Below are 22,830 nucleotides of genomic sequence, written 5' to 3'. Positions count from 1 at the left end.
GGCCATATGCATACATTGCTCGATGCTCACAGCGATAATATCTTTGCTGTGGCCTGGTCTCCTACAGGTGAATTCCTGGCCTCCGCTGGCCGTGACAGCAAGGTGCATCTCTGGCATTTCACCTCGGGGCGGCTTCAATATACCTATCATGAACCCTCGGCCACCTGTTTCCTCTCCCTGGCCTGGTCGCCGGATGGGCGCTACTTCGCGGCTGGCTCGACCGCTGGCCCGGTTTTTCTCTGGGATGTGGCGACAGGATCCGACAAACCCCAGCTAATCTATCGTGGACATCGGCGCTTTACGCGCTGCCTGGTCTGGTCGCCAGATGGGCGTTACCTGGCCTCTGGTGGTGACTTTGGGGATAATACGGTGCAGGTCTGGTCAGCCACGTCGGGGAAGCTACTCACAACATATACCGCTCAATATCGCATCTTCTCGCTTGGCTGGTCGCCAGATGGAGGCTATCTGGCCTCGGCCAGCTTTGATGGCAGCGTGCATGTCTGGTCGGCGCCGGATGGAGTGCCCGTGTTCATCTATCGCGGCCATAGTGGCCCAGTCTATGCGCTTGACTGGTCGCCTGCTCATGGCTACCTGGCCTCGGCTGGGGAGGATGCGGAGGTGCATATCTGGAGCGTGCCAGGAATCGGCCATCAGCCTGCTCCGGCCCCGGCAATCATTGAGCCGTGTGTCCTGCCCATGCATACGCGTCCCATTAAAACGCTGGCCTGGTCGCCAGGCGGCGAGCGACTTGCTAGCGCGGGCGAGGACAAGTTGGTGAATGTCTATGAGCCGTTCGCGACCCAACCAGGCGCGACGCTGCATACCTTTACCGAGCATCGCGCCTGGATAAGAGCCCTGGCCTGGTCGCCCGACGGCACATGCCTGGCCTCGGCCAGCGCCTCTGATATTTATCTCTGGTACTGACTGTGAGTATGGTGCAGTAGCCGCGTACGCAAGTAGCGGCTACTGCACCATACTCACAGTCAGTACCTACTAAACTTCGGCCAGCAGTTCCTCTTCGTTCAGGGGACCAAGCGCGGTGAGCACCTGTTTCTCCCGCAGGGGGAAGCTGCGCAGGGCGCGCATGACGTCCTCTGGCGTGACCTTCTCGATGCGCTCAATCTCCTCTTCGACGCTTAGCAGGCGGCCCTCGATGACCCAATCGCTGGCCAGGGCCCGCATACGGACGAAGGTGGACTCATTGCTGATGACGATGCTGCTGATCAGCTTATCCTTGGCGCGCCGTAGCTCGTCCTCGTGGACGCCGTCTGCCAGCAGGCTGTTTAGCTCATCGCGGAGCATCTTGAGCACGCGGGGGGCGCTATCAGGAGTCGTGTTGGACTCCATGATCATAATTCCGGTGCCCTCCATGGACCAGATGCCCGCGCTGGCCGACTCGGCCAGGCCGCGCTGGTAGATGTTCCAGAAGAGGCGCGAGCCATCGCTATCGCCCAGGATGCTACCACCCAGCATGGCTGCGTAGTAGTCGGGGTGTTTGACGTCAACGGTGGGCATGGCCAGGATCATGATCTGCTGCTTCAGCTTGGGATCGACCACGATATTATTGATGGGTTGCGCTGGTTCATAGTGGGTCGCGTCACGGCTGGCATCGCCTGTGCGCCAGCCTGAGCAGTGCTTCTCGGCCATTTCGACCAGGTGATCCCAATCAAAATTCCCGGCGACGGTGAGGACCAGGTTATTGGCCGCGTAGCGCCGCTGCCAGTACTCGCGCATCTGCTCAATGTGCATCCCGCGAATGCTCTCGCGTGTGCCCAGGACATCGTGGCCAAGGGGATGCTCCCCGAAATACGTCTGCATCATGCGACGATAGGTCAGGTTATAGGGCTGATCCTCTGAGCGAGCGATCTCGTTGACGATGACCTCTTTCTCCATATTGAAATCGTTCTCGTCCAGGCGTGGATACATCATGTCGCTCAGTAGCTCCATGGCGCGATCCAGGTACTCGCCGAGCACACGAGCGTAGTACACAGTCGCTTCGTGGGAGGTAAAGGCGTTGATCTCTGCTCCGATTTTATTGAATTCCAGCGTGATCTCCTGCCAGTCCAGGTGTTGGGTCCCCTTAAAGACCATGTGCTCCAGGAAGTGCGAGACACCCGCGACCTTTGGATCGTACTCATCGCGTGAGCCGGTGCGGACATAATAGGCGATTGCCACCGATTCAAAGTCTGGCATGGGCTGGCCCACGATCTGTAGACCATTGCTCAGCCGGTGCGTATGAAACACAGCGCCATTATTCTGGCTCTCTGACATTGAATGCTCCTTTCACAATTCGGCTGCGCCACCCCCACTACATGTGAAGCGCCTCGCCTCCGAAAGATGTACTGTTTGTGCCTTCTCTCTTCAACAGGCAAAAGGACATATTACTAGCATGATAGACCTGCTGTGGATTAATTGTCAAATGAGCTTTCGCGCCTGCGGTGCTTATAGGGTAGAGAGTATTGACGAGGTGTGCAGGCATGTGCCTGCACACCTCGTCAATACTCTCTACCCTATGAAATGATCTTAGGGTGTTGGGCAATCTCGTCGGTGGCCTGGCGCGCCTCCAAGCTGACGAGGGGCAGGTCAGGCCAGATCTCGTGCGCTTTGGCGTTTCCAGCAAGCAGGATGTTGAAGCGTGTTAAGAGATAGGCGTCGGCGTTGCTCAGCTCGCTCTGGGTCGAGGTCCGGGAATAGTTGATATAAAACTGCGCCGCGGCCAGGCAACCACGAGCCGCCCTCTCGCCTGTAGCAAACTGCCAGTCAGCGTCCTGCTGCTTCTGGGTAATCTGTCGATAGCGGGCATTGCCAAAGATCGTTCCCATTGTGAGGGTACAGGCGGGATTATTAAAGCCACTATACCCCTGGGGGAGAAACGCGATCTGCCAGCTATCTTTGACCCTGCTAATACGGAGCAGGACCAGGGTCTGGTGATTGGCGCGCGATTGCTGGTTGGTATTGTCTCCCTGAAAGCTCCAATGCTCACGTACCACAACGAAGGTGTCCCAGTAATGCTGACTATTCGCTTGATGATTATTGCCTACCGGGACCGTGCAGAAGAGGCGGCAGTCTTGTTGTTGCAGTGTACAGCCTGGGCCGACGGTTGGTCCATCACAGGCGCCTGGCCGTTGCGTATCGGTATCCAGGAGAAAGCTCTGCGTTGCCTGGATACGCTGGCGCGCGGTGAAGGTCTCTTGAGCATCATAGTCCAGCTTATATTGTTCGTCGGGCTGCACATACTCGCTGCTACCTTGTTTGTCCAGAAAGTCCTGGACCGCTTGCTTGAGGTTCGTCTGCTCATCGCCTGGAAGGCTTGTCAGATTGACGGCGCGCGGAAAACTAATGACACTGGCTTTGTACTGAGCCGTGTTGGCACTGCTGGTGAGGCAGGCCTGCCCCCTGGCTGGAGGCACGCTGCTGGCGCCCGGCACGGTAAGCTGGCAGGTGAGAGGTGCAAAGGGCTCGCCCTCCCAGGTGAGTGTATGGATTCCACTGGCCAGGTGTATGGGTTGCTCATTGAGGACTGTCGGCAAGGGGCTATATTGCTTACCATCAACGCTGAGCCGTCCCCAGCCGGGCAAGAGTTGCACAAAATACAGATTGCGCGCATTGGGGCCAGGAGTGTTGCTCCCCGAGAAACTCTCGCCAATAAGCACGCGTACTGGAGCCAGGCTTGCCAGAAGACCAAGCAGCGCCAGGACGATAAGTGCGCTTGTCCAGAAAAGACGCTGCCGCTTCTGCTTGCATGTCAGGCGTGATCCAAGCCAGAGCCTATGCACTCCGCCTTGCTTCTCCGCGCCTGGCAGATCGCTGACTTCTATTGTCTTATCATCAAATTCGTGTTCGGGTAACTGGTACATACGCCTGGCTTCCTCGTGTCTTGTGTTGAAAGTAGTGTGCCTCTAGCAATGATAGCGCAGAAAAGCAATCCTGGCACATCTCTTCCAGACTGTAGAAAGCCCAAGGTTTTCTCCCTGTATTGCGAGGGCCTACCTACGAAAAACCGGTCAGAATTTCTACAGTGTAGGCAACCTGTGCCAGGAGGTTCTTCTATGTCCAAATCCATTTGTGCTTCTTGCAGCGCAACATTCCCCAGCGTTTCCACCTTCGATCTTCGCCGCACCGGCAGCTTTCCGCAAGGGACGCGCCGGTGCTTGCTCGCCGATGAGATGCGAGCGCGGGGGATGGTACCGGACAATATTGCCAGGAAATTAGTGTGAGACGCAGTAGAACAGATCGAGTTCTGGCGACTCCAGCGGCGAAACCGAGCGGTTTAGTGGAATAACAACCAATACATCATAGCCAGGTTGAGAAGGAAACCGGGCCACACGATAGGTCACATTCAGACTGTCAAGCACCTGAAGAATCCTTGGCTGAATCTGGTCGTGTGGAACTATGAAAAGCATACTGGGACGATCTGCATGCAAGACCGCATCTGTGTAGGATGGAATGCGATCAATTGCGATTGTAGGTTGGATCAGCGGTAATGGATCAGCACCCATAATGGTGAGACCACTCTTGAAAACCAGCGGGTAAGCCAACATATTACTTGCCCAGAAGTACCGAATATGCTGCTCTTGTAGATACGCGAGAACAGGGCCGTTATCAGTCGGATCCGCGAGACAGTAGTTAGATTGGTACGTCTCAGCTGGATCCGCCAGTTGATAGGTGGCTACCTGTGCACCTAACAAACCAAGCAGAAATAGCACGAGCAGGGACTGTGCCGCAAGCGCCAAAGCTCGATGAGGAACCCGGGTTATCTGTTTCTCTGTAAAATCAGCAGGTGTCTTCCTGGAAGCCAGGAAGGTCCAGACCAGCGTAAAAGCGGTGGCTAAGAAGAATGGCAGAGCCAGCATCACAGGCGCGGCATAGCGTCCAGCATTGTCGGCCGCGCACCCTCCTATAAAAATAGATTTCGAGGCTGAACTGATACAGAAAAGAAAAACTGTGCAGGCAGCGAAAAGCATAGGCAGACCTGCAAGCTGGCGTACCACAACGGCGCGCAAGGTTGGTCGAATAAAAGAGAATCCAAACATAAGGAGCGTTATTATAATACAGACAACTTCAACTAAAAGTATATATGTATGAATATTAGCTGCCAGAGAAGACTCATAAGGAATACCGCCGCCTATCACTCGTGGTCCTACACAGGTTTCATAGGATTCAGTGAGCCTTTCAACGTCGGAGAGCTTCTGGTGCAGTGTTTCATGCCCTCCAAGGCTAAACACATAGGAAATATTCATCCATTGGTGCGTGGCACCCCAGCCAAGAGCCGGCGCCATACCTATCAGACCGGTTGGAATACCCCAAAGCGCCAGAAGCAACTCACGGGCTGGCTGCCACCATGTGCGTGCCGTGTCTGTTCCGCTTTGTCTGCGCCGCCACATCGCCAGCGCACAGGCACCCAGAATCCAGAGTGCAATGGCGAGCACAGATGAGATGATCAAAGGATAAATCCAGAAACCCAGGCCAATAAGAAAACCAAGTCCTGCCCAGCGCCACGCCAATTCTCTACGTGGGGCGCCTCCAAACCAGCGGCGAGTAAGACGTATTGTAGAGATCAAAAGCAGTAGAATTACAACCAGCATCTCGATAAATCCGCCATAGGTTCGCCCCTCAATAATCCCATCATAAAGTGGCGGAACCGCGGCGCATAGAGCCGCAACAGTCATAAAGACACGGCGCACCGTCTGGGAGAGAGCGCTGGCCTCAGTCAATATTCCGGCCAACCTCCAGGTCAGCCAGACCACCCCCATGGAAAGCAGGATTGGTTCGGCACGCATAGCCCAGACAGAGGGGCCGAAGAGCGCGAAAAGGATAGCAATCAGGTAAGCTTCCAGGCTACCCATGTAGGCCTGCCCATAGAAATAAACCGGAAAATCACCATGCAGAATACGTTGGGCCTGGATACCTACCAGTGCCTCATCCCCATCAATTACACCATGGGTATGCACTACCAGGAAAATGCGCAGTCCCAGCGCGACTAACAGACAGGGCCAGAGCAGAGAAAAGATGCGTTCTCGCCAGACTCCAGAGGAATTAGTGGTATGAGTGAATAGCGGCGGAGTTTTTGTTTTCCTTGCTGACACATCCACCGCAAAGTTTGTATCCGTTGCAGACATCCATCTTTCCTTCCAGCTTTTAGTAGCTACAGCTTGCGAAATTGCTTGAGATAGCTTTTGATTCAAAAGGTGAGACTGTGCGGTTGAGCGGCGTTACCACCAGAATATCTGTGTCAGAAACCGCCGAGAACCGGGCCGCTTTATAGGTGACGCCCGCTGCATCCAGCGCACTCAGCAGCGGTGGATGGGAATCCTTTTTCCAGACAAAAACGATCAGGCTGGGCCGATCAGCATGACGCACGGCTTGATCGTTAGCTGGAATACGATCATAATTAACTACTGGTGGTATAAATGGCATAGCATCTGCTACAATGACCTGGCTATTTGTCTCATAAACAATGCGATAGGCGATCCAATTGGTCGACCAGGCGTAATGGATATGCTGGTTTTCTAGATAATGCACAATCGGCTCATCACTGACGGGTGCCTCGTGGCAATAGGGTGATTCAAAGGCACTAACCATATTGGTTTGCTGATAAGTGAATACCTGTAGCACTAGGCTACAGAAGAACAGACCAAATAGCAGGCCCGGAAAAAGCCAGGCGCGTGAGTGTGAAGGTGGCTGGAGGTCAACGGGAGCGCCATTCTGAGCAGCACGGCGAGTTCGTAGCTGGAAGAAGAATTGGAGAATGAATACGAAAACAGTGGCATAAAGGAAAGGAAGGACCAGTGCCAGAGGCGTGGCATAGCGCCCAACCGGGTCATAGTTGCATGAGATCAGGGCGTAGACCGAATTCTTGCCTGTAGCGAAGCTAATAGCCGTCCATGTGCCAAAAAGTAGGGGTAGTGCGGCCAGACTCCGCGCCTGCGCCAGCAGAGGCTCTTTCCAGAGGAATGAGGCCAGCAACAGAGCGAATGAGCCAAAAATACAGATCATTCCCAGGATCAAGAGCGGAAGGTGCAAGGCTGCGAGACTACTCGATTCAGCGGGAAACGCGCCACTGACAACACGTGGTGAGATACAGGTGACATAGGCTTTTGCCACACGAATAATAGTTCCCCGGCGTTGCAGGATACCGCCACCCAGATTCAAAATATAAGTGATATTTTCCCAGTTATGCTGAGCGCCCCAGATCAGAGCAGGGGTAAAGCCAAAGAGAGCAGCAGGGATGGCAAAAAGCGCCAGCAGAAGCTTCTTCAGTGTACTCAGCAGTATACCCAACACTTGTCGAGCTTCCTGGTGGGGTTGCTGATAATTGCGATACATGAGCATGACAGCATAGCCCAGTATCCAGAGGGCAGCTGCCACGACAGCAGAGACAATTAACGGATAGACCCAGAAACCCAGTCCTACAATAAAACCGATCCCGACCCAACGTAAGGCCAGTTCGCGGTTAGAGGCTCCTTCGCTCCAACGACTTGTCAAGCGAAATGCCGAAATGAGGAGCAGCAGTATAAGTATATATATTTCAATCCAGCCGCCCCAGGAGCGTAGCTCTATAACCCCATCATAGAGAGGGGGTATTGCGGCCACCAGTGTAGCGACAGTTGTAAAGTATCTCTTGATAGAGAGAGGTAATCGCGCAGCTTCAGCGAGAAGTGAGGCAAACCACCAGGTGAGACTGACCAGAACTAGCGAAAGGACAATGGCTTCAGCTCGCAATGACCATACGGAAGGACCCATGATGGCGACGAAAATAGCTGACAGATAGGCTTCCAGGCTGCCCATGTAGGGCTGCCCATAGAAATAGATCGAAAAATCACCATGTAAAATATGCTCTGCCTGGATGCCAACCAACACTTCATCACCGTCAATCATGCCCTGCGAACGCATAATCAGCCAGATGCGCACAACCAATGCTAAAAGTAGACAGAGCCAGAGTGGTGAAAAGAGCATACGCTGCCAACGAGATTGTTCAGATGTTGCGGGCTGCTCTCGCTGGTTAGGGATTGCAGGTTTGGCAACATTTCCTGTTTTAATACTCATACGCAAAAAACCATTCACTATTTCAATAATAATGGTCTAAACTTCATTAACTTTCACTGATTTATGACGTATAGAGGAGAGGAAAATCTCATAAAAACTCTGCCTATAGCAAATTTGGTAATTTCTTTGAAAAGCTTGCCTTTTATGTATCCTTGCAAAAAGTGACATACTCTTTGCAGAACGCCAACCTCCTCTAGAAGCTGGCTGGCATTCTCTCTATGTAGTGCGTACCACTCCAGCCTCTGCGACAGCCGACATCCCCAACAGCGAAACTCCACTGCCAGTTTTCTAAAAACGCGCCAGTGTCAAATACGCCAGATTGTGGGTGTGAAATGCTCCTTACCATATTTCTTGAGGAAGTTCCACGATTGCCATACAGTTTGCAAGAATAGAGGGAAAGCAATATATGTGGCGGTAACAAGAATAATTCCCAGAAAAAGTTTCTGCTGAATATTCAGCACATAGTGCTGAGTAAATGGCAGCCAGAGGGCACTAAACTCAGGAATATAGTAGCACATCATCTCCAGATTGTAGTTATTTTGTGTACACACTGAAGGCATATGCCAGGCCGCTGCCCACTGATAAACCGCGCCATCTATACAGACCCAAACCGAAAACACAAATATCACGAGCGTTAAGAAGTTTACCGCCAGTGATGCCTCTTTACGATCATGTATGCGTATAGCCAGAGCGAACGAAGCTGGAATAGATGCAAAAAGCAGAAAACGTGGTCCCCAGAATATGGCACCAGACCAGGCCCACCAGCGTGCGTAAACCAGTACTAATCCAATAATAAAAGCAATCCAGAGCGTGTACACCTGGTAGAGCAGCACCTGTTTTTGCTGCTGCCAGCGCAACAGCGTTTTGCGTACAGGTAAAAGGAGGCCAGGTGCAAAAAAAAGCAGTCCTTTGCCAAAAGAGAGTGTGAGGGAAAGCACGCCAAAGACGAAAGGATAGCTGAAGCCGGGCAGACTAGAGTAAGGCATGATGGTTTTAATTCCGTGATCGTCAGTATATCCCCCATTTAGAGGATTGCCATGCTGAAGCCAGTTAACCAAACCAATCAACGCCAGGCCTCCAAGGAACACCAGCGCGTAACGCAAACGCTTGTTGTCAAATACCTTTTTGAGCACAAGTAGCACCAATCCCCCCAGCGTTGCAGGAGTATTAGCAACACCTAGAGCGACAGCCAGCCACGCTACAGGTAGATCAGAACGCAAGCTAGCTATCAAAACCCCAAACCCAACCAGGAGTGCGGTAAATACTTCGCCATAGAAAAACGCCAGGTGCGCTGTAAACATCGACCCAATGATCAGAAGAAGATAGAATTTACGCAAAAGCGCGCGGTCTATGCGCTTACGTAGTAGAAAAAAGCTGACCAGCAAGGTAAAGGAAAATAAGATCTGATTATAAGAAATCGTCCAGCCATACGGATTGCCAAGCTTTCTACCAATCCATACAAGAGGCAGCGCAAAAGATGGACCAATAAGAGAATACCTTATATCAGGTATCTTATGTTGCATAACAATCTGCAAAAGACCTTGATAGCGAACCAAACCATCAGCTCCAGCATCCCGTGGAAGAAGCAGAAAAAGAGCTATCAGACATACAACAATCAGACTTGTCTCTATAACTGCTTTTACAAAAGTAGAGTTTTTTTTGTCAGTCAACCCATCCATATCCTTTATGGGCTGTAGCACTGGAATCCTTACCTCTGTATCTTCTGCTCCAACATCGTTCTCGGAAGAAGATTGAAAATTTTTGTTCATCCTCTGAAAATTACCTAGCATATAAATTTCACTCCTATTCGGTAATATGTCCATGCAATATATTTTTCAATTTTATAACTACTACTCAGGAAAGAGCTGAGTAGTTACAAAATTTTTATAACTATCACTAGTATAGCTAATACTACACTGTTAGTTTTGTAGATGGGAGCTTGGAACCAAGTTGCCAAGCTGAGTATTACGGCAATATTTGGTGCTCGCTACAAAGACCATCTTTTAGAAACCACCAAAGTAGTACTAACCTGACGTACAAGTTTTCTTGCCAGAGAAAAGGCTCATGAAATATTCTCAGAGTACTAAACCATCCCCCAACACACCGCGTTTTTTAGCGCCTCATGGATCGCTCCTCGTCAAGAGGTTGGCTTCTTACAACTGTATCTCTATGAATGGCTTCTCAGCCAAGCCCTCTTCTGAGTCCTAGCAGAACCTTTACCCATATAGGCTAGACGCTCATTTTTCCATTTACTGATCCGTTGTTTTTTATACAGTGTTTTTATACCCTCAAAATGCTGTTTAGTAAGCGAGATATTTTCTTCTTGAGAGGCTCGCGGGGATAATCATCGCTGTAATGATTTATTTGCATACATTAGTTCATTGGCTGCGTTAGCCGACTTTATTCTGGAAGGATAAAAAATGGACGCAACATCTGCGTCTTCTGGACGAATGTACTCTTATCTACGAAGAAAAGCGGAGAGTTATAACCAGAAGGTAACCGCTTCCTTAGAGGTGAGCAAACCAAAACACCACTTGCTGGTGTTAGATGGGATACGAGCAATTGCCTGCCTTGCAGTGCTTTCTTATCATATGCATTTGCGCCTTCGCATAAGTGGTGTCTGGAACCCAACAGGAGGCACCCTTCAAAACTTGTTTGCTTCCCTATACTATTTTGGCGAATCGGGGGTAATCCTTTTTTTCCTCCTTTCCGGGTTCCTTTTATTTCTCCCCTTTGCCAGAGCGCTTTTATTTGATGAATCATGGCCATCTATCTTGCGTTTTTACCTTCGCCGCATTTTCCGTATTGTTCCAGGATACTTTGTTGCATTATTTTTAATCCTCCTCTTTTTTCATTCCAATTACTTCCATTCTGGACACTGGGCCGACTTGTGGGCTTTACTCACATTTCGTATGGACGACGCACTTTCACAACAAGTAAATGGACCATTTTGGACATTAGCAATTGAATTTCAGTTTTATATGCTTTTGCCGCTGATTGCGGGAGTATTTTGCCTCTTTGTTCGTAGGGGTACTCTCTCCTGGCGCATGATTAAGTTAACTTGCTGCCTGCTTCTTATGTTAACTTGGGGATTGCTCACACGCTATTGGGGATTGTCAATTCCCAGTACAGGAACAGTAAACTTTGCTCAGAATCTCTTTCTTCAGATAAAACCATTTGTGTATGGAGACGACACGGGTAAGTATTTTGAATCCTTTGCAGTAGGCATGCTCTTGGCAATGCTCTATATTTATACGCAAAATGCTTCTCAAGGAGATGTTTGGCGAGTACAATTTCAGCGCTGGAGTCCCTGGATATTACTAACAGGTTTAGGCTTCTTAGGTATCCTCTCCTTCTTGCATCTTTATTACATCAATCTCAGGCTCGATCCTTCTGGCAGCCAGATGTTCAACTACGGGGAGCCTCAGGCCTTCGAATTAGCCTGGCAGATGTGGCAACCAATCAGCTATTCTATCGCCTACGGCTTCTGCCTTTATGCCATGTTGTATGGAACAGATCGTCTCAAACGACCGCTTGAGTTACCGGTTTTACGATGGATAGGCCTGATCTCTTTCAGTTTATATATGTGGCACCTTCCGCTGCTCCTCTTGTATATGGATGCTATCCTTCCTCAATTACGGGGATGGGGAAAAAGCATTGCCTATATGGGTACAGTAGCCTGGATTCTCTTCGTAATTATCCCCATCTCATTGACCCTTTATCGCTGGATTGAAATGCCAGGCATGCGTGTAGGAGAGTTGCTAATCCAGTGGATTGGAAATGTGAAAAAGAAAAGGCTGGCCGTTTCTTCTGGACATGTACCTGCTCAAGGTGAAACATCAGCTCAGAAAAGAATATCCTCACCAGTAGAGGTAGAAATCCCTTAACCATTCCTGCCACTGTCCCTACGCCGCTAACTCCAGGATCTGAGGTGCAAGAAACGGAAAACAAGGGTAAGCTAGATTTGGGCGTATTCTCTGCACCTCAGTGGTCTATTCTTCCACCTTTTGTTATATTAACCCTTCAGTGAGATCGAAAAAACTCGACGGGCTCTCACCTCATGCTATCGCTTGTGTTAAATGATCCGGAGCCTCATCAAATACAGCTTGAGAAACATGAGAGGCTACTAAGGGACCTGGCTCTGAACAACGATGTCTCCTCCACCGGAAGAGGATTGAAATGGAGCTAATACGGAACGTTGATCGAGAATCGATTGGAAGTCTAATGGTCCGTATTGCAGAGTTATATGACTGGTAACACGGGTCGAGCCACTAATAGAAAGCGATACAGGCTGAGCAGAGTTGCCTGCCGGGAGATTGAAAGGTACCAGCAGTTCCTCACCGGGAGTCAGGCTGGTAAAGTTACAATCCACTGTGCTGGTTGCGCCATCTGTACCATTGCCAGAAGCATGCTCCACGAAATGATAATTGTATGTAGTACCATATTTTGCCGGTAAATTTTTTAGGTTCGTCCAGCGTGTCTCTAACAGATTGAGCTGGTTTTCCACAATGGTGCCCGGACTTTTAGTAGATAAAGCTAGGGCATGCGTGAACGAGACCTGGCTGCCAGACGTGGCAGGGAGTGGTTGCACTACATAGATACGAAAAGGTTGACCTCCCAGACGAGTTGGCTCACTTACCAGGGTTGCCGCTGTGAAATGAGTAAGCAACGCAATATCAAGCAGATCATTTGGCTCTAGGAGCATGACCGCGGGTCCCTGAGAGGGCGAGGGTAAAATCAGGCAATGAGCAGTACTGGACGGGGGGGCGTACACCTGCCCTTGCAGATATTTCCAGGTACTGTAGGGATCGCTGAGAAGAGTCGTCGGCGTTTTCATCTCGCTGGCCAGATAGTGCAGTGGAAAATAGGTAAGGTCACTTCCAGCAATAATATAAACATGATGCAAATGGCGAGCTTGAGCAAGCTGATCAGCGGTATTGACAGCTCCTTCTACATCTTGCAACGTATTGTATGCGTTACCATGATAATGATACCCATGCGCCTCGTCAAAAAGCCATGTACAAGAACCTATAAGTTGTGTAAGTATCAGTACAATGGAGAGCACGAGAGTCGCAAAACGCAGAAGTTTGCTCAGCTCTTTAAGCATTCCACACCAGGAAACTATCTGGCTGAAGAATAAGCCGATAAGGATGAACGACCCTGGCAGCAAAACCATAACGTATTGCGGTTGAAGATCAATGGAATGGCGCGAGAACAGCACCAGAGGAGGAATCTGCCAGGCCAGAAGTAGAAGTAGGCTACGACGTTGAGGAGAGGCCGCTAGTGTATTCCACCAATACAGGGCTTTCTGCCACAGAGAGGTTCTGGCAACATCATGAGTTTCCTCTGTGGGAAAGTGTGAATAAGGCATAAGCTGAATATGCTTCCAGCCCAATAGTCCTAAAACCGCTACGAAAAATCCTCCAGATATTACGATGTACACTGCCAATTTTCCCCAACGCAGGAAAGGAACAAGATGAGGCAGGAGACTTTGTGGGGTGTCCGGTGTTGATATATAGGGAATGAGAAAACTAAGGTACTGAACTAACCCCTGTGTATCAACGTGTGCCTGTCCACCGGAAACTGCTAGTAAAAATTTAAGATCGGCAAAGTGCGTGGCAGCTAACCAGATAAAATACGTTGAAAACATCAATAAAATGAGCAGGCTACCGAGGATCAGATCGCGCCAACGCACATTTTTATAGGCCAGGAGCAGAGCTATGGCGAGAGGGATGGCCATATAGATAGCTGTGGTATGCAACTGAAGCATACATCCCAGTAAGAGAAGCGCTGGCAGAAGCCAGCCGGGACGGCGCTCAACTGCTCCCCAGAAAAGAGCCAGCATAAATATTATGGTAAAAAACGGGAATAAGTTAGGCTGCCAGATAAAACGGCTAAATATAATATCCTGAACTGTAGTTGCATAAAGGAGTGCTGCAACGGTACCTGCCAGGCGCCCATAATAACGACGCGTAAAAATATAGACGAGAAAAACAGCGAGAACATTCAGCAAGGCTGTAAAAAAAGCACCGGCAAGTGGGTTGGATATGAAGGCAGCAATAGGCATTAAGAAATAGATATAGCCTGGCGGATTCACCATTTTAATGGAGGAAACGGTACCGGTTGCCGGAATAAGGCCATGCAAAAAGGCCTCGCGAGGCATACTAAAGAGTATCGCCTGGTCTGCATCAAGCTCTGTGAGTGGAAGTCGATAAAAGCGCAGAAATGCAGCAACCAGGATGATGGGATAAATTTCCCACGTCAATAACCAGGAAGAAATAGTATGCCTGGCGAGTGACCAGAATGATGGTTCTGGCCTTTGTACCTGCTCTCTCTTCGTAAGGTCAGTTGTATCAATTGCATCCATGATTCCAAAATTACCTTCTCTCTGTTATTTACATTCCACTCTTGTCGCCAATCTCTTCAGGGTAGTAGTGGTGTTTAGCCGATTTGAAAAAAGAGGAAGCTCGCTTCTCTAGTCATTAAATACAGAACGAACTATCTTCTGTAGTGATTACTAAGGTAGGATGAATGTCTACTTCACCAAAAAATCATTTTGGATTGGTGTGAGAGCTCAAAAAGCGGTCATAGCTATCAGAGCAACAAAACGGTGGTAGAGTAGCGCGAAGGGACTAGGACCGACGCCGGTCCATTGGTCGATCTTTATTGGCAGTACTCTAATGCAATAGGGCATTATAGCATCATAAGCGCGGAGGCTCTCAAACACCCTCCAGCCGATGGAGGGCTTTGGAGTGGAACACAATCGAAACAATCAAAGTGTTGGCTGCTATGCTTAACGCATTGGAGTAGCAGATTACCTCTAGCAATGATAGCGCAGAAAAGCAATCCTGGCACATCTCTTCCAGGGTAAAGAGAGTGGAGCGTGCTGGCAGCCCGAGGGCTGCCAGCACGCTCCACTCTCTCTCGCTTAACTACATTTGTGAGCCCATCAAATTTCCACTTTCATAGCGGCGTAAGCCAGCTTCGAACAGTCCAGCGGCAGCCAGGATGAATATGGCTACTGCACTGATAAGGATGCCCAATAGTGACCATGAAAAATGGCGAAGGAGCTGTAATGGCACAAACGAGACAAAACCAGCAGGCAGAATGGTGAAGAGCAGCACGCGCACAAATCCGTTGAAGATATCCATCGGGTATGTGCTAAATGAGATCAGGGCGCCAAACAGTTGCTGAGCCATCCCTTCGGTGTTGCCGAGGAAAAATGCAAGTGAGTTAAGCAACACCAGAAAAGCGGTATAAATGAGTGAGACCAGCAATACAAGGAGGATAAAGAGTCCGATATGACCTATGTCTGGTCGCACTAAGAGCAGGTAGGCGCCAATGGCAAAGATGATATCTCCCCATGCAGTCGGATCAGTCGCGGCAATACATACATGGATCAGTGCATAGCGAGGCATCCCCAGGTACGCATCCAGACCTCCATTCATCACCAGAGCCGAAATCTGGCGGGCATTGCCAAATATGGCGACACTGATGCCAAATCCACAGGCCGAGACGGCCCATAAAATGACAATATCGCTCCCTTGCCACCCATTTACGAGAGGAAATTGTTGAAAGTAGTTCCACCAGAAGAAGAGCCAGAGCGAGTCGTTTGCGAGCATAGCAACGACCTGTACAATAAAGGCGGAACGATATTCGAGCGCCGCTTGCGTATTCGCGATGGTATAGGCATGGATCAAGCGGACCTCAGAAATGCAACGTTTAAGCCAGCTCATAGCCATGTTTCTACCCTCCATTGATGTTGACGCGACGCACCGCAGCATGATAAATGCTCAGCATAATAATTATTCCCACTCCCAATGTCGCGAATTGTTGCACGAGCAAGCCTGTAAAGCGAGCGGTTTCAAAATGTACCAGGGTGCGCGATGGCCCATAGAGAATGGTGCTAAATGGTAAGACCTGAGCGATACTGCGTAATGGCTGGGGAAAGATCTCAAGCGGCGCCAGTACGCCTCCCAGTACTAGAGTGAGCCGACTCAATATGAGTGAAAACGATTGTGTTTCCTCGCTCCAGAACGCCATTAAACCGATGCTAAAGTGCATGACGAAGTCAATGCTGAGCGCGAGGAAGGCGACAAGCGGCCAGGCCAGCGCTCCTTGCCAGGTGAAATGGGGAGGACCGGCCATAATAAAAGCCAGCACCGCTCCTATCAACGCATTCATCAGCAGACGAACCAGGCGCTCCCCCAGGTAGTGAGCATAATTGTAAAGCACGTAACTGCTGGGACGCCCCAGCAGGTAGGCCAGTTGTCCAGAACGGACCTCTTGATCAATGCGCCTGGTTAAGGCGGGTAAACTCAGGGCAATGGCCTCACCCGCGACGAGATACCAGATCATATCCGCGATACTAAAACCGCTCAGGACGCTGGTTCCACGCAGGGCAAAGGTCGTTTTCCAGAGTTGGGTGAGAACGAAGACCAGCACGACCAGCAATAATGCGCGAAAGAAGACCTCCATGATGTATGCCAGGTTATTTAAGATACTCACCCGTAAGACAGCCAGGTATTTGAGGGTAGAGAGGCGGCCTCGCCTCTGGATGCGCTCAACGATTCCCCCTGCTGGCTCCCTCTCGCTATACATCTTCATGGAGTAGTTCCCTTTCCGCTCCTGCTTGCTGCTGTACGACCTCTTCAACCTGGGTGTGAGTGGTACTGCTTGTTTCCTCCCTCTGTTCCCCATAGATCGAGGCGATAATTTTCTCCATCGGCGGGTCCGAAATGGTCATATCCAGAATATGTTGTTGCTGCATAATGCTTGCAATGACCGGCTCTAGTAGGCAGCGGGCAGTATCGACTTCGAGCGTGAGACTATGCCCTTGCGCCTTTAAAACCTGGATGCCTTCCTGGGCGAATGCGGGCGTAGCTAACTTCATTTGCAACCGGGATTGAGGATCATGATCGCTAGCGATCAGACTCTCAACATTCTCAGCCAGTTGCAGCTCAATGGTCTTCGCTTTCAGGTAATCGCGCTTCAGAATCGCCACCGATTCATCCAGGATGATCTCTCCATGATTGATGACCACTGCCCGGCGGCAGACCTGTTCGACATCGCCAGCGTCATGTGAGGTGAGAAACACGGTCACACCTTCCTCCACATTCAGCAGACCTATGAGGTCTCGAATGCGCTGCTTGGCAATGACATCCAGGCCAATCGTTGGCTCATCCAGAAAGACGATACGTGGCTTATGCAGAAAGGCTGCCGCCAATTCACAACGCATGCGCTCACCTAGACTCAATTTCCGTGCTGGCGTGTGAATATAGTCAGCAATGTCAAAGACCTCGATCAGAAAGTCTCGTCGCTTGCGGTACTCAGCCATATCCAACTCATAGATGCGTGCCAGAAGATTGAAGGTGTCTTGTGGTGGAAGGTGATACCACAACTGTGATTTCTGCCCAAATACACTGGAAATGTGGTAAGCCAATTGTCTCCGCTGTTGCCAGGGGGTGAACCCAAGCACCTGTGTCCTGCCTGCCGTAGGGTGGAGAATACCGGTCAGCATCTTAATGGTCGTGCTTTTACCAGCTCCATTGGGACCAATAAAGGCCAGCACTTCACCCGCTTCAAGGGCAAAGCTAATATGCTTCACGGCCTCACGTGTCCGATAACGCGGCGCCACAAACGATTGGAGGCTCTGAGCGAGACCCGAGGCCCGCTCCCGACTCCTGAAGGTCTTGGCTAATTGTTCCACTTCGATGATTGGCATACATACCCCTCCTTTGCCTGAGAAAAGTAGATCCAGAGTAAAAAAAGAGAGAGGCGCAGGTGTGTCGCCTGCGCCTCTCTCTTTTTTTACTCTGTCTATTGACAGCTACGTTGTAACGGTAAGCTTACTGATGGAGAATGAGCTAGAGGACAACGACACCTTACCCGAGGATATTCCACGTGGGAATAACATTGGGTAGTGGAGGCAAGTATGGTAGTGGTAAACCATATGTTCTTCGCCTGCATGGTGGTTATCGTAGCCCTTTCAGTCTCAAATGATAATTACAGGAAGCAACTTCACGATAAAGAAGTTGCTTCTATAAACGCGCGTATAACATAGAGGAATTGTACAGGTAAAATACGCGTCTTGTCAAATAGGCTTTCTATTCCTGGTTGTTCTGGACTTTGGCCAGGGCCTCTTTGAGTTGCTGGTAGACGGTATCGATGTGTTCAGGCATGACCTTGATGTCGGCCAGGACAGGCATAAAGTTGGTGTCGCCGTTCCAGCGCGGAACGACATGGAAGTGAATATGTTCCGCGAAGCCCGCGCCCGCGACCTTCCCCTGGTTAAAACCCATATTAAAGCCATCGGGGTTCATAGCCAGGCGCAGGGCCTTGATGGCGAGTTGAGCCAGGGCCATCATCTCGGCCAGCGTCGCGGCGTCAAGCTCCTCTAGTGCGCCGATATGCTGGTAGGGCGCGACCATCAGGTGTCCATTGCTATAGGGATAGAGATTGAGCATTACAAAGCAGTGCTCGCCGCGCTGAAGGATATGATATTCCTCGTCGCGCCCTTCGGCTGGCTGAGTACAGAAGATGCAGCCGGGCTTGGGTGGAGTTTGGGGTTGAATAAAGGCCATGCGCCATGGCGCCCATAAATTTTCCATAAACAACATCCTCTACAGTGCATAAGTGATGACGCTTTAGTGTGGATGCGCCACGACGTGGGAGGCGTCGCAGACGCCGAGTTGCTATTAGAGAGTATCACATCACAGCGAAGCCTGCTATGTCTGGGAGTGGATGCTGTAGGTGTTGGAGAGGGGAAAGAAACGTGCCGCGAAAACACGTTTTCGCGGCTACATTTGTGTGGACTCTTCCGGTTGTTCTTCCAGGGCGGGACAGCCTTCTGCTTCTGTACGCAGTGGAATCCAGTCTTCGGCCCATAGATGGATCGCATCAACGACCGGTTTAAGGGCATGCCCTTTCTCCGTGAGCTGATACTCGACGCGCACAGGAATTTGGGGGTAAACAACGCGTTTAACGATGCCCTCGCTCTCCAATTCGCGTAAGCGGTCACTCAATACGCGGTCAGAGAGACCTTCGACGACTGTGGTCAGCTCACCAAAGCGACACGGGCCATCAAGGAGCGTGTTCAATAAGAGACCTGTCCAGCGTTTGCCAAGTATCTGAACCGCGTGCTCATAGCGAGGACACATGCGCGCTGGTGAGTCTTGCGCTGATGTTGTTGAGGTTGTAGGCTTTGTAGCCATGGATTCACCTACCTGCCATTTCACAGGTACCTTGATTGTACCAATAGGGATAAAAAGCGCCTGTTTAGAATTACTTGTAAGTATACCATGTTTTATTCTCTAAGGCAAGGATGGATACAGCTAAAAAGTAAGTGAAAAGCTTTTTTCTGCCCTCATACTTTTGTTATATAGTGGTCACTTCCCTGAGTGTCGCAGGCGCGAAGGTTCTCCTATAAGGCCAGCTCGTGAGCCTGGTAGGGGGATTTGTGCTACACTAGCGGTATGCTGGATGTCTCCCTTTCAACACAACTGGATACCTTTACGCTGGATGTAAGCTTCGCCGTGCCGCAGGGAACAACGACGGTGCTGCTTGGAGAGAGTGGCGCGGGGAAAAGCACCGTTCTGCGTTTACTGGCGGGCCTCTTGCAGCCTCAGGCAGGCCATATCATCCTCGATAAGCAGGTTTACTACGATAGCAAGCGTGGCTTGGCGTTACCGCCCCAGGCGCGCCCCTTTGGCTATGTCTTCCAGGAGTATATGCTCTTTCCGCACCTGACGGTCTTTGAGAACATTGCCTTTGGTTTACGAGCGCAGGCAGAGGCGCGCTCGCGCATACGCTTGCGGGTTACTGAGGCACTGGCACAGGTACATCTGGAGGGCTATGCCCAGCGTTATCCTGCCCAACTCTCGGGGGGACAGCAGCAGCGCGTGGCGCTGGCACGCGCCCTGGTTCTACAGCCTCAGCTACTGCTACTGGATGAGCCGCTCTCTGCCCTGGACGTACAGACGAGGCGCGAGGTACGCCAGGAACTACGCCGTATCTTGACTGAGACGGGTATTACGACGGTCTTTGTGACGCACCAGTATGTGGATGCGCTGGTTTTTGGTCAGCATATCCTGGTGCTGGACCAGGGGCAGGTTTTGCAGCAGGGGTCGCAGCTTGACCTGGCGCAGCAGCCGCGCTCAGCCTATGTGGCCGAGCTGGTTGGCATGAACTTTCTACATGGTCGCCTGCTGCGTACCGAGGACGACGACTCTTGTGTGGTGCGTATCGCGCAATCTCAGCCAGCATTGGATTTGACAGTCATGTTTGAGGAGCGCCAGGGAGTGCCTCCGAGCGAGAGCGAGATTTATGTCGTGGTGGAGCCGCGTGACATCACGTTGCACCCTGGTCCCCCCGAGAGTTCGGCGCGCAATAGTTGCAAGGGGCGCATCGTGCAACTGCTCCATCTGCCCTCACCCTCTGAGGGGCGCGTCCGTGTCAGTATGGCCGTCGACGGTGTGGCGTCCGCGCCCATCCCCCTAACGGCTGAGATCACGGCCTCCTCCGCCGCGCGCCTGAACCTGCACGAGGGCCAGGAGATCTACGCCTCCTTCAAAGCCTCCGCCGCCCACGCGTATATGTAAGTTTTGGCTATGTATGATGAGTGCTGGCAGCCTGCGGCTGCCAGCACTCATCATACATAGCCAAAACATTAACTACTCGTGAACGGTTTCGCTTTCCCACTGGCAGGTATCGGGATGATTCTGCTTGAGGGCCTCAGCCAGGCCATCGAGGTCGGTAACATCGTCGCGGTAGACCGCCCAGGCCTTGGCCTTCATGCCAGGCTCGGTCACCTTGCGGTAGGCGATGACGCTGATGCGCTTGCCATTGGGAAAAAACTCCTCTTTGATTTTGGTCAGGTTCTCCCAGGGAATGATAACGTCCTCGCCACTTTTATTGCGTCTGACCAGGGCATCTGGCTCGAGCGCGATGGTAAAGGGAATGGGGGCGACGATGCGCAGGTAGATTGCGAAGCCCAGGATAAACAGGATGGCGATGATGGTGCTGGCTAGTACCGATGCGCCCTGATGAATAGCGATCCAGAGCACTAAAGCTGTAATAGCAATAATGCCTATGACAGTCACAACGAGCTTAAAGCGGCTCAGGCCGGGTCCTATGAAGACCTGCTTGGAGGAGGCAGGAGATGATGCCATGGAAAACTGCTCCCATAAATTTATAAATATAGGCGGACGTATGTTAACGCAGTATAGTAGTAACAGGTATTGTAACAATAGGGCGAAAACAATGCAACATGCCAAAACTGGGACAGGCATCCTAGCACCTTTGCGTTGCCCGACCAGTATGATATACTGAACACGTTGTCCCGGTAGGGTAGTATGCCTTGTTGCCCGGTAGCACCTGTATTAATCAGTCACAAGGGGCCTTAAAGAAGACCGCCCTGCGTCGCTTACTGCTTATCCGAAAACCCTGAGCGCGCGTGCCCCCGAAGGGGGGAGCGCTAGTCGCGAGAGCGACGTTGCCGTGTTCCCGAATGGGGAGGTTTCGGAATAAGATCTTTCTCGGGAAAATCGTTAGGCGCGTGGGCGAAGGGTCGCGTGAAAGGGAGAACCGCCGTGTCTATACAGCACTCTTCCGATATGCCAACCGGATCTTTTTCCACAGGGCTGGTACATCCACAGCGCGTTACAGACAAACTGCTTGCCACTCATGGCTATGTCGTAGGCATCGAGATTAGCAGTAGTGGTCTGCGCCAATCGGTAGCATTAGCCAATTTGGATGGAGACATTCTCTTCCGTATCAGCCGCCCACTGGAGGTCGTTCCTGATAGTGCGACTGTCTTGCAGCAACTGGAGGCGATGCTAGCCGAGGTCACCTCGCCTGAGCGCCTTGTGGACGGACGCATCTTACGTGTAGGGATTGCGGTCGGAGGGTTGGTAGATGCTTCGCGTGGCATGGTGCGAAGGCTGTATCACGCTCATGGGTGGAACGATTTTCCGCTTCAGGATTATTTCACTGAGCGCTTTGATGCTCCTTGTATTATTGATAATAACGCAAATGCCGCGGCCCTGGCTGAGTATCATCGTGGGGCTGGTATTGGCGAGCGTGTGATACTCTATGTTGGCCTGGGGCGAGGTATCGGCGGGGGACTGATCATTAACGGGAAAATTTATCACGGGGTGAACTCAATGGCCGGAGAGATTGGCCATATGCTGGTGAAAGAGCAGGGTCCCCGTTGCTCCTGTGGTGGTTATGGGCATCTTGAAGCCATCGCGTCGGCGCGAGCGATTATCAGTACCACGCTTGGCCTCTCGGTTGAGGTGACAGAGACGCATGCCGCGATTATGCGCCTCTCACATGACTGGGCGGAGCGCCTGACGGTTGCCCAGGTCTTTCAACTGGCCGATGAGGGCGACCAGGTTGCACAGCGCGTCGTATCAGATGTGCATACCTCACTTGGCATCGCACTTGCTAATATCGTGCATTTAGTCAATCCGAGTATGATTATCCTGGGAGGATCGGTCGCCCAGGCTGGCGATCTCCTCGTGAAACCCGTGGAGCAGCAGATACACCAGTTGTGTCTGCCCGAGGTGTGCCAGGATCTAAAGGTCGTGCAAGGGCATCTAGGAGTGGATGCCAGCCTGGTTGGAGCTGTCACACTGGCTCTCCAGGATTTATGACATGTACTTCTGATCCGAAAACCATGAGCGCGCTTGCCATGCCACCGCTTGCCCCCGAATGGGGGTTAGGTGGTCCCCGAATGGGGGAAGCGCTAGGCACGCCAGTGATGTTGGGTTTCGGAATAAGATC

The 22,830-nt window shown here is 51.2% G+C and carries 17 protein-coding genes; 5 read left to right on the top strand and 12 right to left on the bottom strand.

Annotation, left to right across the window (positions count from 1 at the left end; translation table 11 throughout):
- Positions 1-6 precede the first annotated feature (6 nt).
- Positions 7-924: a WD40 repeat domain-containing protein gene (locus JMJ04_RS08300; protein WP_201370049.1), complete on the top strand. Its 918-nt coding sequence runs from the start codon at positions 7-9 to the stop codon at positions 922-924.
- 69 nt (positions 925-993) lie between these two features.
- Here the strand turns inward: JMJ04_RS08300 and JMJ04_RS08295 are convergent, their stop codons facing one another.
- Positions 994-2,271, bottom strand: coding sequence for a M16 family metallopeptidase (locus JMJ04_RS08295; protein WP_201370048.1), 1,278 nt, complete (start codon positions 2,269-2,271; stop codon positions 994-996).
- A 239-nt stretch (positions 2,272-2,510) separates the two neighbouring features.
- The gene (locus tag JMJ04_RS08290) at positions 2,511-3,857 is read right to left on the bottom strand and encodes a hypothetical protein (RefSeq protein ID WP_201370047.1); all 1,347 of its coding nucleotides are present in this window, start codon (positions 3,855-3,857) and stop codon (positions 2,511-2,513) included.
- A 192-nt stretch (positions 3,858-4,049) separates the two neighbouring features.
- On the opposite strand from JMJ04_RS08290, the gene JMJ04_RS46455 reads away from it, so the two are divergent.
- Complete coding sequence (locus JMJ04_RS46455) at positions 4,050-4,217, top strand: hypothetical protein (RefSeq protein ID WP_236037962.1); 168 nt, start codon at positions 4,050-4,052, stop codon at positions 4,215-4,217.
- Here the strand turns inward: JMJ04_RS46455 and JMJ04_RS08285 are convergent.
- From JMJ04_RS08285 to JMJ04_RS08275, 3 genes are all read right to left on the bottom strand, one after another.
- A complete protein-coding gene (locus JMJ04_RS08285) occupies positions 4,209-6,119 on the bottom strand; it encodes an ArnT family glycosyltransferase (protein ID WP_201370046.1) in 1,911 nt (636 codons plus the stop codon). The two genes, JMJ04_RS46455 and JMJ04_RS08285, sit on opposite strands and share 9 nt — an antisense overlap.
- A 19-nt stretch (positions 6,120-6,138) precedes the next feature.
- Complete coding sequence (locus JMJ04_RS08280) at positions 6,139-8,046, bottom strand: hypothetical protein (RefSeq protein ID WP_201370045.1); 1,908 nt, start codon at positions 8,044-8,046, stop codon at positions 6,139-6,141.
- A 305-nt stretch (positions 8,047-8,351) separates the two neighbouring features.
- The gene (locus tag JMJ04_RS08275) at positions 8,352-9,836 is read right to left on the bottom strand and encodes a hypothetical protein (protein WP_201370044.1); all 1,485 of its coding nucleotides are present in this window, start codon (positions 9,834-9,836) and stop codon (positions 8,352-8,354) included.
- Between the two features lie 630 nt (positions 9,837-10,466).
- Between JMJ04_RS08275 and JMJ04_RS08270 the strand changes: the two genes are divergently transcribed.
- On the top strand, positions 10,467-11,933 hold the full coding sequence (locus JMJ04_RS08270; protein ID WP_201370043.1) for an acyltransferase family protein: 1,467 nt from the start codon (positions 10,467-10,469) through the stop codon (positions 11,931-11,933).
- 239 nt (positions 11,934-12,172) lie between these two features.
- On the opposite strand, the gene JMJ04_RS08265 is transcribed toward JMJ04_RS08270, so the two are convergent.
- From JMJ04_RS08265 to JMJ04_RS08240, 6 genes are all read right to left on the bottom strand, one after another.
- Positions 12,173-14,413 (bottom strand): glycosyltransferase family 39 protein, encoded by a 2,241-nt coding sequence (locus tag JMJ04_RS08265; RefSeq protein ID WP_201370042.1) that lies wholly within the window; start codon positions 14,411-14,413, stop codon positions 12,173-12,175.
- 565 nt (positions 14,414-14,978) lie between these two features.
- Complete coding sequence (locus JMJ04_RS08260; protein ID WP_201370041.1) at positions 14,979-15,788, bottom strand: ABC transporter permease; 810 nt, start codon at positions 15,786-15,788, stop codon at positions 14,979-14,981.
- A gap of 4 nt (positions 15,789-15,792) precedes the next feature.
- A complete protein-coding gene (locus tag JMJ04_RS08255; RefSeq protein ID WP_201370040.1) occupies positions 15,793-16,653 on the bottom strand; it encodes an ABC transporter permease in 861 nt (286 codons plus the stop codon).
- Entirely contained in the window at positions 16,640-17,770 is a 1,131-nt protein-coding gene (locus JMJ04_RS08250; protein ID WP_201370039.1) for an ABC transporter ATP-binding protein, read from the bottom strand. Before JMJ04_RS08250 ends, JMJ04_RS08255 begins: the two co-directional genes overlap by 14 nt.
- Positions 17,771-18,152: 382 nt before the next feature.
- Positions 18,153-18,656 (bottom strand): HIT family protein, encoded by a 504-nt coding sequence (locus JMJ04_RS08245; RefSeq protein ID WP_201370038.1) that lies wholly within the window; start codon positions 18,654-18,656, stop codon positions 18,153-18,155.
- A gap of 189 nt (positions 18,657-18,845) precedes the next feature.
- Positions 18,846-19,259, bottom strand: coding sequence for a winged helix-turn-helix transcriptional regulator (locus JMJ04_RS08240; RefSeq protein WP_201370037.1), 414 nt, complete (start codon positions 19,257-19,259; stop codon positions 18,846-18,848).
- A 243-nt stretch (positions 19,260-19,502) separates the two neighbouring features.
- Between JMJ04_RS08240 and JMJ04_RS08235 the strand changes: the two genes are divergently transcribed.
- The gene (locus tag JMJ04_RS08235) at positions 19,503-20,645 is read left to right on the top strand and encodes an ABC transporter ATP-binding protein (protein WP_201370036.1); all 1,143 of its coding nucleotides are present in this window, start codon (positions 19,503-19,505) and stop codon (positions 20,643-20,645) included.
- A 72-nt stretch (positions 20,646-20,717) separates the two neighbouring features.
- On the opposite strand, the gene JMJ04_RS08230 is transcribed toward JMJ04_RS08235, so the two are convergent.
- Positions 20,718-21,215, bottom strand: a complete 498-nt coding sequence (locus JMJ04_RS08230; RefSeq protein ID WP_201370035.1) for a hypothetical protein — start codon at positions 21,213-21,215, stop codon at positions 20,718-20,720.
- A gap of 420 nt (positions 21,216-21,635) precedes the next feature.
- Between JMJ04_RS08230 and JMJ04_RS08225 the strand changes: the two genes are divergently transcribed.
- Positions 21,636-22,700 (top strand): ROK family protein, encoded by a 1,065-nt coding sequence (locus tag JMJ04_RS08225; protein WP_201370034.1) that lies wholly within the window; start codon positions 21,636-21,638, stop codon positions 22,698-22,700.
- The last annotated feature ends 130 nt before the right edge of the window (positions 22,701-22,830 follow it).

The organism is Ktedonobacter robiniae (assembly GCF_016587375.1).
Taxonomy (GTDB): Bacteria; Chloroflexota; Ktedonobacteria; order Ktedonobacterales; family Ktedonobacteraceae; genus Ktedonobacter; species Ktedonobacter robiniae.
Note: the sequence above shows the minus strand (reverse complement) of the source record. Positions and strands in the feature narration are given on the sequence as shown.

Excerpts from the sequence above, each read along its gene's own strand:
- JMJ04_RS08300 (WP_201370049.1), top strand. The coding sequence starts at position 7 with ATGCATACATTGCTCGATGCTCACAGCGATAATATCTTTGCTGTGGCC.
- JMJ04_RS08295 (WP_201370048.1), bottom strand. The coding sequence starts at position 2,271 with ATGTCAGAGAGCCAGAATAATGGCGCTGTGTTTCATACGCACCGGCTG.
- JMJ04_RS08290 (WP_201370047.1), bottom strand. The coding sequence starts at position 3,857 with ATGTACCAGTTACCCGAACACGAATTTGATGATAAGACAATAGAAGTC.
- JMJ04_RS46455 (WP_236037962.1), top strand. The coding sequence starts at position 4,050 with ATGTCCAAATCCATTTGTGCTTCTTGCAGCGCAACATTCCCCAGCGTT.
- JMJ04_RS08285 (WP_201370046.1), bottom strand. The coding sequence starts at position 6,119 with ATGTCTGCAACGGATACAAACTTTGCGGTGGATGTGTCAGCAAGGAAA.
- JMJ04_RS08280 (WP_201370045.1), bottom strand. The coding sequence starts at position 8,046 with ATGAGTATTAAAACAGGAAATGTTGCCAAACCTGCAATCCCTAACCAG.
- JMJ04_RS08275 (WP_201370044.1), bottom strand. The coding sequence starts at position 9,836 with ATGCTAGGTAATTTTCAGAGGATGAACAAAAATTTTCAATCTTCTTCC.
- JMJ04_RS08270 (WP_201370043.1), top strand. The coding sequence starts at position 10,467 with ATGGACGCAACATCTGCGTCTTCTGGACGAATGTACTCTTATCTACGA.
- JMJ04_RS08265 (WP_201370042.1), bottom strand. The coding sequence starts at position 14,413 with ATGGATGCAATTGATACAACTGACCTTACGAAGAGAGAGCAGGTACAA.
- JMJ04_RS08260 (WP_201370041.1), bottom strand. The coding sequence starts at position 15,788 with ATGGCTATGAGCTGGCTTAAACGTTGCATTTCTGAGGTCCGCTTGATC.
- JMJ04_RS08255 (WP_201370040.1), bottom strand. The coding sequence starts at position 16,653 with ATGAAGATGTATAGCGAGAGGGAGCCAGCAGGGGGAATCGTTGAGCGC.
- JMJ04_RS08250 (WP_201370039.1), bottom strand. The coding sequence starts at position 17,770 with ATGCCAATCATCGAAGTGGAACAATTAGCCAAGACCTTCAGGAGTCGG.
- JMJ04_RS08245 (WP_201370038.1), bottom strand. The coding sequence starts at position 18,656 with ATGGAAAATTTATGGGCGCCATGGCGCATGGCCTTTATTCAACCCCAA.
- JMJ04_RS08240 (WP_201370037.1), bottom strand. The coding sequence starts at position 19,259 with ATGGCTACAAAGCCTACAACCTCAACAACATCAGCGCAAGACTCACCA.
- JMJ04_RS08230 (WP_201370035.1), bottom strand. The coding sequence starts at position 21,215 with ATGGCATCATCTCCTGCCTCCTCCAAGCAGGTCTTCATAGGACCCGGC.